Annotated in this window: 11 protein-coding genes and 1 pseudogene; 5 read left to right on the forward strand and 7 right to left on the reverse strand. The window is 69.9% G+C overall.

The features are described 5' to 3' along the window. Positions 1–141 precede the first annotated feature (141 nt). Positions 142–1809 carry a hypothetical protein gene (locus tag ACIA77_RS51855; RefSeq protein WP_395893645.1) on the forward strand — a complete coding sequence of 556 codons (1668 nt, stop codon included), beginning with the start codon at positions 142–144 and terminating at the stop codon, positions 1807–1809. Positions 1810–1822: 13 nt separating this feature from the next. Here ACIA77_RS51855 and ACIA77_RS51860 read toward each other — a convergent pair whose 3' ends face one another. Together ACIA77_RS51860 and serS are read right to left on the reverse strand one after the other, a co-directional pair. Further along, positions 1823–2824, reverse strand: coding sequence for a DUF3558 family protein (locus ACIA77_RS51860; RefSeq protein WP_395893646.1), 1002 nt, complete (start codon positions 2822–2824; stop codon positions 1823–1825). 42 nt (positions 2825–2866) lie between these two features. Beyond that, positions 2867–4135, reverse strand: a complete 1269-nt coding sequence (gene serS, locus ACIA77_RS51865) for a serine--tRNA ligase (RefSeq protein WP_395893647.1) — start codon at positions 4133–4135, stop codon at positions 2867–2869. 167 nt (positions 4136–4302) lie between these two features. On the opposite strand from serS, the gene ACIA77_RS51870 reads away from it, so the two are divergent. Continuing rightward, complete coding sequence (locus ACIA77_RS51870) at positions 4303–5601, forward strand: aspartate aminotransferase family protein (RefSeq protein ID WP_395893648.1); 1299 nt, start codon at positions 4303–4305, stop codon at positions 5599–5601. Positions 5602–5731: 130 nt separating this feature from the next. On the opposite strand, the gene ACIA77_RS51875 is transcribed toward ACIA77_RS51870, so the two are convergent. Continuing rightward, positions 5732–6817, reverse strand: coding sequence for an IS110 family transposase (locus ACIA77_RS51875; protein WP_395893649.1), 1086 nt, complete (start codon positions 6815–6817; stop codon positions 5732–5734). A gap of 264 nt (positions 6818–7081) precedes the next feature. Between ACIA77_RS51875 and ACIA77_RS51880 the strand changes: the two are divergent. Beyond that, positions 7082–7991: pseudogene (locus ACIA77_RS51880) on the forward strand (transposase); the annotation flags it as partial. A gap of 84 nt (positions 7992–8075) precedes the next feature. Here the strand turns inward: ACIA77_RS51880 and ACIA77_RS51885 are convergent. Genes ACIA77_RS51885 through ACIA77_RS51900 form a run of 4 tightly spaced genes read right to left on the reverse strand, consistent with a single transcriptional unit; the run spans position 8076 to position 11258 of the window. Further along, positions 8076–8981, reverse strand: a complete 906-nt coding sequence (locus ACIA77_RS51885; RefSeq protein ID WP_395893650.1) for a haloalkane dehalogenase — start codon at positions 8979–8981, stop codon at positions 8076–8078. 38 nt (positions 8982–9019) lie between these two features. Beyond that, on the reverse strand, positions 9020–9472 hold the full coding sequence (locus tag ACIA77_RS51890; RefSeq protein WP_395893654.1) for a DUF350 domain-containing protein: 453 nt from the start codon (positions 9470–9472) through the stop codon (positions 9020–9022). Positions 9473–9530: 58 nt separating this feature from the next. After that, positions 9531–10697 (reverse strand): glutathionylspermidine synthase family protein, encoded by a 1167-nt coding sequence (locus ACIA77_RS51895; protein ID WP_395893651.1) that lies wholly within the window; start codon positions 10695–10697, stop codon positions 9531–9533. Continuing rightward, complete coding sequence (locus ACIA77_RS51900; RefSeq protein ID WP_395893655.1) at positions 10698–11258, reverse strand: hypothetical protein; 561 nt, start codon at positions 11256–11258, stop codon at positions 10698–10700. A 166-nt stretch (positions 11259–11424) separates the two neighbouring features. Between ACIA77_RS51900 and ACIA77_RS51905 the strand changes: the two genes are divergently transcribed. Continuing rightward, complete coding sequence (locus ACIA77_RS51905; RefSeq protein WP_395893652.1) at positions 11425–12429, forward strand: septum formation family protein; 1005 nt, start codon at positions 11425–11427, stop codon at positions 12427–12429. 17 nt (positions 12430–12446) lie between these two features. Beyond that, on the forward strand, positions 12447–12785 hold the full coding sequence (locus ACIA77_RS51910; protein WP_395893653.1) for a metallopeptidase family protein: 339 nt from the start codon (positions 12447–12449) through the stop codon (positions 12783–12785). The last annotated feature ends 277 nt before the right edge of the window (positions 12786–13062 follow it).

A 13062-nucleotide genomic window follows, 5' to 3' on the forward strand; every position in this document is an offset into this window, starting at 1 on the left:
GGGCGCTGTTCACCCCCACCCCCACGGCCCTTGGGGGGCCCCCTCCACCCCCAAAGGGGGGGGGGGGGGCGGGGGCGCGGGGGGGGGGGGGGGCGGGGGGGGGCGCCCCCCCCCCCCCCACGACGATGGAGAGGTCCACCGATGAACCACCACGCCTCGCAGTTCGGGAACACGGTCATGCTGGCCCTGCCCCAGAACTCGGCGAGCGACCTCGCCCGCGTCGTTCGGTCGGCTCCCCGGCCCGGTTCGGCGCGGCCGCTGCGCGTCGACGTGGCCGGCGGCGGTCCGGTCGGCCTGATCTTCGCGTGCACGCTGCGCTCGATGCTCGGTGACAAGGTCCGGATCCGCGTGTTCGACCGCCGCTGGGTGCGGCGCGACGGCCGGATCACCTGGCAGGGCAAGGCGGAGGGCAACAACCGCCGCGAGCAGGTCGTCACGCTGCAGAGCAACGTGTGGGGCCAGCTGCCCGCGCTGGTGCAGCAGCGCCTGTTCACCGCGGGCAACTACTCGGAGATGTGGCCGCTGGGCCCCGATTCCCCGGCGCACCGCGGCCGTCCGCGCAACATCAAGGTCCGCTGGATCGAGGACAGCCTGCTGGAGCTCGCGCAGGACGTCTACGGCATCGAACTCGTCGCCGAACCCTATGCGCGGCCGAAGACCTGGGACGGCGTCGACGTGCTCGCCATCTGCGACGGCGCCCGCTCCAAGACTCGCGAAGACCTCAAGGACGCGTTCGGCACCTCGAGCCGCGACCTGTACTCGGTGGACGGGCAGCCGCTCGACGAGACCGTGCTCGGCATCCGCGTGAAGGCGAAGGTGCCGGACGAGCACACCGTGCCGCTCACCGTGTGCCAGAACCGGTTCCTCTTCAACTCCCTCGGCGGCGGCTTCATCAACATGCGCCTCACCGCCGAGGAAGCGTCGGAGATCGTGGCCTACGGCGAACACGGTCCGGTGCCGTGCATCGGCAAGTTCGGCTGCACCATGCGCCCCGACGGCGACAAGTTCGTGTGCGACCGGCACCGATCGGTGTTCAAGCCCTCGGTCGACAAGCTGTCGTTCCTGTGGCCGCGGATCGCCGACGGCATCAAGTTCTTCGGCGTGACCCTCGCCGACGTCGTGGGCATCACGTCGTTCAAGCTGGGCATGCAGCAGAACCCGAAGTTCACGGCGCAGCTCGCGCCCGGCACGTTCGGCTTCCTGCTCGGCGACGCCGCCAACTCGCTGCACTTCTGGCCGGGCCGCGGGCTCAACACCGGGGTGAAGAGCGCGCAGTCGCTCGCCGCGAACCTCACCGCGCGCTGGGCCGGCCGGGCGTTCCGCGCGGCCGACTTCGCGCCGCACGAGGGGCTGATGCAGCAGTTGCAGTACCGCGAGAAGTCCCGCGCCTGGACGACGATGCTGATGCCGGACGACAACGGCGTCCCGCGCGGCATCGAGGACCGCGTCCGCGCCGGGCTCACGAGCGGGGAGGACCGGCAGGTGCTGGCCGACACGCTCTTCAAGCGGCTCAAGGAGGTCAAGAGCCGGCTCGAAGGCCGCATGGGTGCGCTGGCGGACGACGGGTGGTACCGCGCCCGCATCAACTCGCTCGACCTCAAGACGCTCGCGGTCATGGTCGAATCCGGTGCGTGGATCACGCGGGAGATCGGCGGCGAGGAGGTGGCGGTGGACGTCGACGTGCAGCGCCCGCAGCCGCGCCGCACCGGGCCGGCGCCGCAGCGCCCCGGCCGGCCTGCCGCGCCGCGCAACATCCCGGTGGCGCGCAGTGGCCAGGCCTCGCTGCGCCGGCCCGCTCTCGCGTCCTAAGAGGACTGTCGATTCAGGACGGCAGGTTCGCCGAAACGAGCGGGATGCCGGCCTTGATCGCGTCACACGACTTCGAGGTGTCGTCCAGGTACCCGCTGACGAGCTGGATCGACGACGTCGGCGTCACGGCCAGTCCCGCGGCGCAGTTGACGCCGGATTCGTTGAAGTTGGGGAAGATGGACCAGTGGTGCCCGTTCGCGTCGAGGGTCGAGGTGGGCGGGACGTCCATGCCCGGCCACTTCGTCATGGGCGTGCTGGGGCCGAGCCAGACCTCGAAGGGTTTCTGGCCGCGGGTGCCGTCGGTGTCGGGCCACAGGCAGAAAGTGCTGTCGGGCACGGAGGTGGAGCTCTGCTCGTCGCCCTGCGCGGCCATCTTCAGCGACGTCGCCTGGTCGGGCTTCAGCAGCGTGCACGGGTCAAGATCGGACAGCGGTCCGGTCGGCGGGGCGGCCGAAGTGGACGGTGTGATCGGCGGCGCCGGCTGCCCGCCCGGCAGGTGCGCGGCGACCTGCGGCACGGCCTGCTTCGCCAGTTGGCACGCCTTCGCGTCGTCGGGGTAGTCCACGCTGACGTAGGCGAACGACTTCGGCCCGAGCGTGGTGTACAGGTCGCAGCTGCCCGCGATGAACCCGGCGTAGCGCGTCCACGTGAAGCCGCCGATCTGCTCGGGCTGCGCCTTCGCGAGGGCACCCTGCAGGTAGTCGTCCTGTGAGAGGTCGACCGACCAGCCGACGCCGAGGATGGCGAGCGTCTCGGTGTCGTCGGCGCTGTTCCACAGGCAGGCCGCGGGGGTCTGCTGCTGCTCGCTGGCCTTCGACGCCTTGCCGGGCTCGCGGTAGCCGAGCGCGCTCACCTGTTGCGGGTCGAGCAGCGAGCACGCGTCCACGACGCGCTTCACCGGCCCCTGCCCGGGCACCGGCTGCGCCTCGCCGCCGACCCGCACCGTGCAGCCGGCCAGCAACAGCACCGCGCCGGCGATAGCGGCGGCCGCCCGAACTCCCCTGAACCCCGTCACGGCTCGCACCCTAGCGGGCCGGACGGGTCCGCACCTGCGGAATCAGCGCTTCAGGGGCTCGAGCACCTCGCGCCCGCCGACGAACGGCCGCAGCGCCTCCGGCACCCGCACCGAGCCGTCTTCCTGCTGGTGGTTCTCGACGATCGCGACGATCCAGCGCGTGGTGGCCAGGGTGCCGTTGAGCGTCGCGGCGATCTGCGGCTTGCCGTTGTCGTCGCGGTAGCGCACGGACAGGCGGCGGCCCTGGAACGTGGTGCAGTTGGACGTCGACGTCAGCTCGCGGTAGGTGTCCTGCGTCGGCACCCAGGCCTCGCAGTCGAACTTGCGGTGGGCCGACGTGCCGAGGTCACCCGTCGCGGTGTCGATGACGCGGTAGGGCACCTCGATCTTGGCGAGCATCTGCTCTTCCCAGCCGAGGAGCCGCTGGTGCTCGGCCTCCGCGTCGTCGGGCTTCGCGTAGACGAACATCTCGACCTTGTCGAACTGGTGCACGCGGATGATGCCGCGCGTGTCCTTGCCGTACGAGCCGGCTTCGCGGCGGTAGCAGGACGACCAGCCGGCGTAGCGGCGGGCGCCGTCGCCGAGGTCCAGGATCTCGTCGGCGTGGAAGCCCGCGAGCGGGACTTCGGAGGTGCCGACGAGGTACAGGTCGTCGTCGTGCAGGCGGTAGATCTCCGACGCGTGCGCGCCGAGGAAACCGGTGCCGGCCATGATCTCCGGGCGCACGAGCGACGGCGTGATCATGGGCGTGAAGCCGTTTTCCAGCGCCTGCGCGATGGCCATGTTGAGCAGCCCGAGCTGCAGCTGCGCACCGACGCCGGTGAGGAAGTAGAAGCGCGAGCCCGACACCTTGGCGCCGCGCTCCATGTCGACGGCGCCGAGGCCCTCCATCAGTTCGAGGTGGTCGCGCGGCGTGAAGTCGAACTTCGGGGGCTCGCCGACGGTCTTCAGCACGGTGAAGTCGTCTTCGCCGCCGACCGGCGCGTCGGGGTGCACCAGGTTCGGGACGGTGCGGAAGAGCGTGTCGAACTCCTCCGACGCCTGCGTCTGCTCGGCCTCGGCGGCCTTGACCTGGGCGGACAGCTCCTTCGCGCGCGCGAGCAGCTCGGCCTTGTCCTCCGGAGCGGCCTTGGGGACGAGCTTGCTGACGGACTTCTGCTCGGCCCGCAGCTTGTCGGCGTTGGCGATCGCGGAGCGGCGGCGGGTGTCGAGGCCGAGCAGCTTGTCGACCACTCCTTCGTCCTCGCCACGGGCACGCTGCGACGCGCGCACGACTTCCGGGTTCTCGCGCAGAGTCCTGGGGTCAATCACACCGACAGAGGGTAGTCGCAGGCCAGCCGGTCCTTCGACGCGGTTTCCCCTTGGCCGTCCACGGACAAACTGTGCGGTCGTTCCGCCAGGACGGAGCAGTCTGATCGTTGTCGCCCGATTCGGCCGCTGCACATACTCCGAAGACGCCGACACGGACGGAGACCGACATGACCGACGAGCTGCTCGCCCGCCACCGAGCGGTGATGCCGACGTGGATGTCGCTGCTCTACGACGAGCCGCTGGAGATCGTGCACGCGCAGGACCGCCGGGTCACCGACTCGACCGGCCGCACCTACCTCGACTTCTTCGCGGGCGTGCTGACCAACGCGATGGGCTACGACATCGCCGAGGTCAGCGACGCCGTGCGCAAGCAACTCGACACCGGCGTGCTGCACACGTCGACGCTGTACCTGATCCGGTCGCAGGTGGAGCTGGCCGAGAAGATCGCGAAGCTCTCGGGCATCCCCGACGCGAAGGTGTTCTTCACAAACTCCGGCAGCGAGGCCAACGACACCGCGCTGATGCTCGCCACGCAGCACCGCCGCAGCAACCAGGTGCTGGCGATGCGCAACTCCTACCACGGCCGGTCCTTCGGCACGGTCGCCATCACGGGCAACCGAGGCTGGTCCGCGTCGGCGCTCTCGCCGGTCAAGGTCAACTACGTGCACGGCGGGTACCGCTACCGCAGCCCCTTCGGCGACCTGTCGGACGCGGCGTACATCGACGCGTGCGTCGCGGACCTGGTGGACGTGCTGGAAATCGCGACCGCCGGCGACGTCGCGTGCCTGATCGCCGAGCCGATCCAGGGCGTCGGCGGGTTCTCGCTGCCGCCGGACGGGCTGTTCAAGGCCATGAAGGAGGTCCTGGACTCCTACGGGATCCTGTTCATCTCCGACGAGGTGCAGACGGGCTGGGGCCGCACCGGCTCGCACTTCTGGGGCATCCAGGCCCACGACGTCGTGCCGGACCTGATGACCTTCGCGAAGGGCCTGGGCAACGGCCTGGCCGTCGGCGGCATCGTCGGCCGCGGCGACGTGGTGGACGTCTTCAACGCCCAGTCGTTCTCCACGTTCGGCGGCAACCCCGTCTCGATGGCGGGGGCGTCGTCGGTGCTGGACTACATCCGCGACCACAACCTGCAGGCCAACTGCCTGGCGCGCGGCACCCAGCTGCTGTCGGGCCTCCGCGCCGCCGCCGCGTCGAACGAGTTCGTCGGCGACGTCCGCGGCAAGGGCCTGATGATCGGCGTGGAGCTCGTCGAACCGGGCACCCTCACGCCGTCCGTGCGGGCCGCCAAGCAGATGCTCGAGGAAACCCGCCGCCGCGGCCTCCTGATCGGCAAGGGCGGGCTGCACAACAACGTCCTCCGACTGGGCCCCCCGATGACCCTCACGGAAGCCGAGGCGCAGGAGGGCCTGGACATCCTCGTCGACTCCCTCGCGGCGACGAAGGCCGCGCTCTCGTAGTCCTCCCTGGGCGGTGGACAGCCGGGCGGGTTGTGGACAACCTGCCCGGCTTTGGCTTCACCGCACCGAATCCGTCGTACCTGGCCGGTAGCGTGGAAAGCGGGGGTACCCCCGAGGCTGCTATGTCGTGTCAAGCCGCCGCGAGGCGGCTCTGAGATTCGCTGCCGTGGTCTTGGGGTGTGGTTCGCTCGAGGAGTTTGAAGATGGTGCGGGCGAGGGCGCGTTTGATGCAGCGTTGCGCGTCGCGCGATGTCTTGCCCTCAGCGGCGCGTTTGGCGATGTAGGCCTTGGTTGCTGGATCGACACGCATGCGGATCAGCGTGATCGTGTGGAGGGCTCGGTTGAGCTGACGGTCACCGCCGCGGTTGAGGCGGTGCCGGTGAGTCATCCCGGACGAGACCGGGATCGGGGCTGCGCCCGCGAAGGCGGCGAACGCGGCTTCGGAGCGGAACCGGCCGGGATGAGACCAGCTGATGAGGATCTGGGCCGCGCTGATCGGGCCGACACCGGCCAGGCCGATCAGGGCGGGAGCGATCTGCTGGACCAGGGTGGCCAGGTCGGTCTCCAAGTCCTTCGCCTCAGCGCGCAGGGTCAGGATGCGTCGGGCGGCTGAGCGCATCGCTCGGATCGTCATGCGGTGCTCCAGCGAGCTGTCGGGCTGGTCGTTCAGCTCGGCGCAGTAGGCGACCTGGGCAGCACTGGACTTGCCGCGCAGCTCAGACCGCAAACCTTCAGGAGCAGAGACGATCAGGGCCTTGAGGTGGTTGATCGCGGCGGTGGCGGCCAGGACCGCGCTGTGACGGGTGGTCAGCAGGACGCGCAAGGCTTCGCGTTCGCCGCGGCGGCGAGGATGGATCAGCTGTTCGCTGGCCAGTGCTTCGCGGGCGGCGCGCACGGCGTCGAGGCTGTCGGTCTTGCGGCCGCCGCGCTGGGCCGGTCGTTTCGGCCGGCAGACCTCGACGACACGTTCGCCTTCGGCGTCGAGGAACGCGGCCAAGCCGGCACCGTAGCTGCCGGCGCCTTCCAACGCCCAGCACCGGGCGCCCAGAACGTGCCGGCGCGCGAATTGGAGCAGTTCCCGGTAGCCGCGGGCATCGGCGGTGACGTCGGTGTGGGCGAGGACGGCGCCGATCGGGGTGACGACGGCCGCGGCCAGGGTGTCGCGGTGGGTGTCGACCCCGATGACGCCGTCGACCTGTTCTGCGAGCATGGTCATGCGGTTGTGGTTCCTCTTCTCCAAGCGGGACAAGCCGTGTGTTCGGCGTCGGCCTGGGTAGAGGTCACCCGTGTGGCAGAACTGTGACGAGTCACGCCGCAGGCGGCGGACGGGCTGCTATCAAGCCAATCAGGTGGGCCAGGCCGACGCCGACGCTCCAGCAGACATCTCGGGGGCACGGCAGATCACCGGGATCGCCAGTTACCTTGCGAGTCATGCCGGAGCAGTCGGCGCCGAGCCTGACAGCAACCAGACCAGGCCAGGCTGCCACCCCAGAATCACAGTTACCTTTTCGTGGTTCCTGATCAAGGAGCCGTAGGTGCCAGGCCAGACGGCAAGCGGTTGCACGACGCCCCGCTGCCCAACAACGAGCCCAAGCTGCGGGCTTTGTTCGACACGCTCGCCCAGCACGGTCCGCTGCTGGTCGTGGTGGATCAGCCGGCCACGATCGGGGCGGTGCCGGTCGCGGTCGCTCGCGCGGCCGGGTCACCAGGTGACCCGGCCTGGCGATGCGTTCGTCATCGCCGACGCCGCCCGCTAGCTCTCGCACACGCTGCGCCCGGTTGATGTCGGCGACGAGGCGTTGGCCGAACTGGAGGTGCTGGTCGGGTTCGACGACGACCTGGCCGGTGAGGCCGCCCGGATCGCGAACCGGATCCGCGGCCTGCTCACCGGCATCCACCCCGCACTGGAACGCGCCATCGGGCCGCGGATCAGCCACCCGGCAGTGCTGGAGATCCTCTCTCGTTGCGGCGGCCCGGCCGGCATCGCCAAGGCCGGCCGCCGCACTCTGATCGCGATCGCGAAGGCCCATGCGCCGCGCATGGGCGACAAACTCGTCGACGCGATCATGACCGCACTCGGCGAGCAGACCGTCACCGTCCCAGGCACCGCCGCCGCGGACACAGTCTTGCCCCGGCTCGCGGACAGCTTGAAAACCGTGCTGCACCAACGCAAACAGGTCGCCGACCAGGTTGAGGGCATGCTTGATGCACACCCGCTTGCCGGGGTCCTGACCTCGATGCCCCGCATCGGCGTCAGGACCGCCGCCCGCATCCTGCTCGAGATCGGCGACGCCTCCCACTTCGCCAGCTCCAGGCATCTGGCTGCTTATGCCGGCATCGCTCCGGTCACCCGCAGCTCCAGCAGGGGTACCCCCGCGGCCCCACCAAGCAGCCCGCGCAGAACGACCACCGACGCACCGCCCCTTCGTCGGCCCGGTGCCGCAGCCAACGCCGGGGCCGCGGCCGGCCCCGGCTCAGCGGCGCACGAAGCGGGCGACGTGGGCCGCCAGTTCTTCGCCCGCGTCTTCCTGCACGAAGTGGCCCGCGCCGGCGATCACGGGGTGCGAAAGGCCCGCCGCGCCCTTCATCGTGCGTTGCAGGATCGGCCCCATCGCGCCGGTGATCGGGTCGCCGTCCGAGAAGGCCACGAGGAACGGCAGGTCGAGCGAAGACAGCGTCTTCCACGCGGCGCGGTTGGCGTCCGAAGCGGGGTTGTCCGGGCGGTACGGCACCAGGCCCGGCATCGCGCGCGGGCCGGCCTTGTACATCTCGTTCGGGAACGGCGCGTCGTAGGCCGCTTTGACGGAGTCCGGCAGCACGGAACGGCAGCCGGACTGGATGAAGCGGCCGATGTCGAGCACCTGGGCGTTCTCGACGGCCTGCCGGAACGAGTGCCACACCTCGGGCATGTCCTGGTCGCCCGTCGGCAGGCCCGTGTTGGACGCCACGACGCCCGCGAAGCGCGACGGGTTCTCCGCGACCAGGCGCAGGCCGATGAGCCCGCCCCAGTCCTGGCCGAAGAGCGTCACGTCGGACAAGTCCAGAGCGTCGAACGCGAAGGCCTTCATCCACGAAACGTGCCGCGCGTACGTGTGGTCCACGATGTCGCCCGGCTTGTCCGAGCGGCCGAACCCGACGAGGTCGGGCGCGATGGCGCGCAGCCCGGCGTCGGCGAGGACCGGCAGCATCTTGCGGTACAGGTACGACCAGCTGGGCTCGCCGTGCAGCAGCAGCACGACGGGTCCGTCGGCGGGGCCGGCTTCGACGTAGCCAACTCTGATCAGGCCACCGTGGGGGTCGGCGAGCTCCGCGTACTGCGGCTCGTGGGGAAAGTCGGGCAGGTCAGCGAACCGGTCTTCCGGTGTCCTGAGCAGTCGCACGGTTCCACGCTAGTGGGAACCGCGCGACGAGGCAGCACTCAGGAGATACCGACCGCCACCACGAGGCCGAGGCCGAGGTGCGCGGCGGCGACCACGATGCTCGCCGGGGCGAACTTCTCGCTCTCGATCGTCGAGCCCACGTCGATGCGGGTGGCCCACTCGAGCAGCCGCACGGCGATCACCTGCACGATGATGCCGAGCAGGCCGTAGACCAGCGAGGTGATCAAGCCTTCGGTCAGGTCGCTGGCGGAGTTGAAGATCGCGACGACCACGATGAACGCCATCGACAGCAGGCCGGACGCGGTCACGATCACCGCGTTCGGCAGGCCGCGCGTGACCAGCTGCGAGAGCTTGCCCGGGGTCGTCCAGTCGATCGCGTAGAAGCCGGCGAACATCAGCAGCAGGCCGACCACGCCGTACAACAGGATCGCACCGACCCCGCGGAGCAGGTCGGAGCCGAACGTGTCGGACAGCGCAACAGACGTCGTGATCACAGGGGTCTCCCAGAGCGAGAAGAGCGAAAAGTGCAGATCAGGCGGGGAGGTTGTATCACGACTCGGGGATGCGGTGCGGGACGAATGCCGCACCGTCGTCGGTGACGAGCCCGCTCGTCTCGCGGATCCCCAGCCCGGCCGAGGAGTCGCCGACGATCCACGCGCCGAGCGCCGGCCGGTAGCCGTCGAACTCGGGCAGCGGGTCGAACGCCTGGTACACGTAGCCCTCGGCGCCGTAGACACCGTCGGTCTGGGTCTCGTAGCCGGTGGCCACGATCTGCACGTTCGCGCCCTCGCGGCCCAGCTTCGGCTTGCGCACGTACTCCGTCAGCAGGCCCGGGTCGTCGGTGAACGCGGGCAGCAGGTTCGGGTGCCCGGGGTAGTTCTCCCAGAGCACGGCCAGCAGCGCCTTGTTCGACAGCAGCATCTTCCACAGCGGCTCGACCCAGAGCGTGCGCGGCATCGTCTCCACGGCGAAGTGGCCGAACTCCTCGTCGACCACCCACTCCCACGGGTAGAGCTTCACGACCGTGGACATCTGCGCCTCTTCGAGGTCCACGAACCGCTTGAGCACCGGGTCCCAGCCGATCTCCTCGATCGCCAGGCCGACGGTGTCGAGCCCGGCCTCCGCGGCCGTCTCCTGCAGGTACGCGGTGGTCACGTGGTCCTCACCGCTCGGGTCGGCCGACGACCACGTGAAGTGCAGTTCGTTGGACGGCAGAAGGGAGGCGACCTCGCCCCAGCGCTCGACGAGCTTCTCGTGGATGGAGTTCCACTGGTCGTCCTTCTCGAAGACGTCGGTCTTCCAGTTCCACTGCACCACGGACGCCTCGAGCAGCGTCGTAGGGGTGTCGGCGTTGTACTCGAGCAGCTTCGCGGGCGATTTGCCGTCGTAGCGCAGGTCGAAGCGGCCGTACACGTGCGGATCCTGCCGTTTCCACGACTCGGCGATGTGCGGCCAGACCCACTCCGGGATGCCGAAGCGCCGGTAGCCCTCGGTGGTCACGACGTTGTCGACGGCCTCGAGGCACATCGAGTGCAGGAGTTCGACGTCGGCTTCGAGCGAAAGGATCTCGTCCATGTCGAAGACGTAGTGCACGGACTCGTCCCAGTACGGGCGCGCTTTGCCGGCGCCGTCCCGGGCGGGTGTGCCGTAGACGAGACCCTGCTCCTCGACGATCCGCTGCCAGTCGCGCCGCGGCTCGCTCCGGTCCCGGTACACCTACGAGCCTCCGCTCTTGCCGGTCCCGCCGATGCCACCGGACGTGCCCGTCTTGCCGCTGATGCCGAACCCGCCGCGCTGGACGGTCTGGCCCGACTTCGTCGAAACGTTCGTGTTGCCCGACGGCGCGGTGAAGGTGCCGCCGGCCACGCGCTGGCCGATGGTGCCGGTGCCGCCGTAGTTGTAGCGGTACTGCTGGAAGCCGCCACCGGCGATCGGGATGAACCAGAAGCCGCCGCTGTAGTGCCCGCCGTGCGAGGTGGCGTAGCTCTCGTCACAGTACTGGTCGTTCTGGATCACGCCGTTCGCGTCCGTGCACACGGCGGTCTCGTTGGTCGGCTTGGCGACCGTGTAGAACGTCGCGACGAGTCCGGCGAGGCCGACGGTCACACCGCTGCCGATGAGGATCTTGCGCTTGGTCGCGGCCTTCTGGTCGGCCTTGCGCGCGGCCTCGGCGGCTTCCTCTTCCTCGCGTTCCTGCTGCGCGATCGCCTGCCGGCGCGCTCGCTGCTCGGCCAGCGAGGGCTCGCGCGGCGTCGTGCTCTCGTCCTGGAACCGCATCGAACCGCGCTTCGGCTCCTCTGGCGCACCCTCGGGCGGCTGGGTCCCGTTGTCGTCGTCTTGCGTCATCCTCGCTCCGTAATCCCCCGACACACGCGAAGTCTGTCTTCCACACTAACGACCCGGGACGCGCACGGCTCGTGCGGCGCGGGCATCATGGGTATCGATGTCTCCCGACGCCGAGCGGTTCCGTCCGCCCCTGAACCCCCTGAGCACCCGTGTGGTGATGGCCGGGGTGTTCCTGGGTGCCGTGATCGCGCTCGCACTGTCCGTGACGTTCTCCTGGACCAGCACGCTCTCGGGCGGCGCCGGCGGCGGCGAGGGCAAGCTGTCCGCCGCGGCCGAGGAGGCCTTCCACTCGCCGCCGGGCAGCTGCCTGACCTGGAACGCCCCGGACGCGTCCGACGTCAAGAAGGTGGCCTGCACGCAGCCGCACCTGTTCGAGGTGACGGGCCTGGTCGACATCGGCGCGCAGTACAACGCGCAGGCGCCGTTCCCGAACCTCGACCAGTGGCAGCAGATCGCGCAGTCGAAGTGCAACGGCGACGTCGCGCCGTACCTCGGGCACCCGCTCGACCCGTACGGCAAGCTCACGACCAACCTGCTGCGCCCCAGCGCCGCCCAGTGGGCCGACGGCGACCGCCAGCTGCGTTGCGGCCTGCAGTGGGCCGGCCCCGGCGGCGGCCTGCAGCCCACGACCGGACCGGCGAAGTCGCAGGACCAGTCGGCGGTGTGGGACCCGGGCACGTGCCTCGCGCTGGCCGGCAAGGGCGTCGGCGACCCGGTGCCCTGCAGCCGCCCGCACTCGTACGAGATCATCGCCACGATCGACCTGGCCACCCACTTCAAGGACGGCTACCCGAAGCAGGACGACCAGGACTCGTGGCTCGACACCGAGTGCAACAAGGCCGCGGACGACTACACGGGCAAGGCGGACCTGAACGCGAAGAAGCTGACCCTCGGCTGGGACCTGCGCGAGCAGGAGAGCTGGGACGCCGGCTCCACCAAGGTCAACTGCAAGGTCGCGGCCACCCTCTCCGACGGCAGCGGCTTCCAGGCCGTCACCGGCTCCGTCAAGGACGACGCCGGCCAGCCCGACGCCACCGGCGCCCCCTCCGACCAGGGCGGCGGCAAGAGCAGCACGCCTCCGTCGTCCAGCGGGAACCCCTGATCCCCGTGGCGGTCGACATGTCCCTCGAGCGCTTCGAAGAGCTCGTCTCCGAAGCGCTCGACCAGGTGCCCCCGAAGTTCGCCGCCGCGATGGACAACGTGGTCGTCCTGGTCGAGGAGTTCAACGACGAGGCGCCCGACATCCTGGGCCTCTACCACGGCGTCGCCCTCACCCACCGCACCACCGACTACGGCGGCGTCCTCCCGGACCGCATCTCCATCTACCGCCGCCCGATCCTGAGCATGTGCACCACGGAAGCCGAGGTGGTCCAGGAGGTCCTCATCACCGTCCTCCACGAACTCGGCCACCACTTCGGCCTCGACGACGCCCGCCTCCACGAACTCGGCTGGGGCTGACCCCCTCCCACCACGGCTGGATGGCCCACGGGGCTGCTCAGCTCACCAGGCGCGCTTGCTCACCTCACCGCGTCTGCTCAGCTCACCGCGTCTGCTCAGCTCACCGCGTCTGCTCACCTCACCAGCCGTCTGCCAACCGCCACTGACCTACGCCACTCCCGAGTGCACCCAGCCCCCGCCCTGCACCTCGATCCGAAGCCTCCACGCGGTCTGGATCACCTTGTCAAGGCACGCTTTCCAGCCTTGACAAGGTGATCCAGACCGTCGTTACCATCAT

Origin of the sequence: Amycolatopsis sp. NPDC051903 (genome assembly GCF_044452505.1) — a bacterium.
In the GTDB taxonomy this organism is placed as follows: Bacteria; Actinomycetota; Actinomycetes; order Mycobacteriales; family Pseudonocardiaceae; genus Amycolatopsis.

Bases quoted from the DNA above. Each gene is read 5' to 3' on its own strand.
- ACIA77_RS51855 (WP_395893645.1), top strand. From the start codon at position 142: ATGAACCACCACGCCTCGCAGTTCGGGAACACGGTCATGCTGGCCCTG.
- ACIA77_RS51870 (WP_395893648.1), top strand. From the start codon at position 4,303: ATGACCGACGAGCTGCTCGCCCGCCACCGAGCGGTGATGCCGACGTGG.
- ACIA77_RS51875 (WP_395893649.1), bottom strand. From the start codon at position 6,817: ATGACCATGCTCGCAGAACAGGTCGACGGCGTCATCGGGGTCGACACC.
- ACIA77_RS51900 (WP_395893655.1), bottom strand. From the start codon at position 11,258: ATGCGGTTCCAGGACGAGAGCACGACGCCGCGCGAGCCCTCGCTGGCC.
- ACIA77_RS51905 (WP_395893652.1), top strand. From the start codon at position 11,425: ATGTCTCCCGACGCCGAGCGGTTCCGTCCGCCCCTGAACCCCCTGAGC.
- ACIA77_RS51910 (WP_395893653.1), top strand. From the start codon at position 12,447: ATGTCCCTCGAGCGCTTCGAAGAGCTCGTCTCCGAAGCGCTCGACCAG.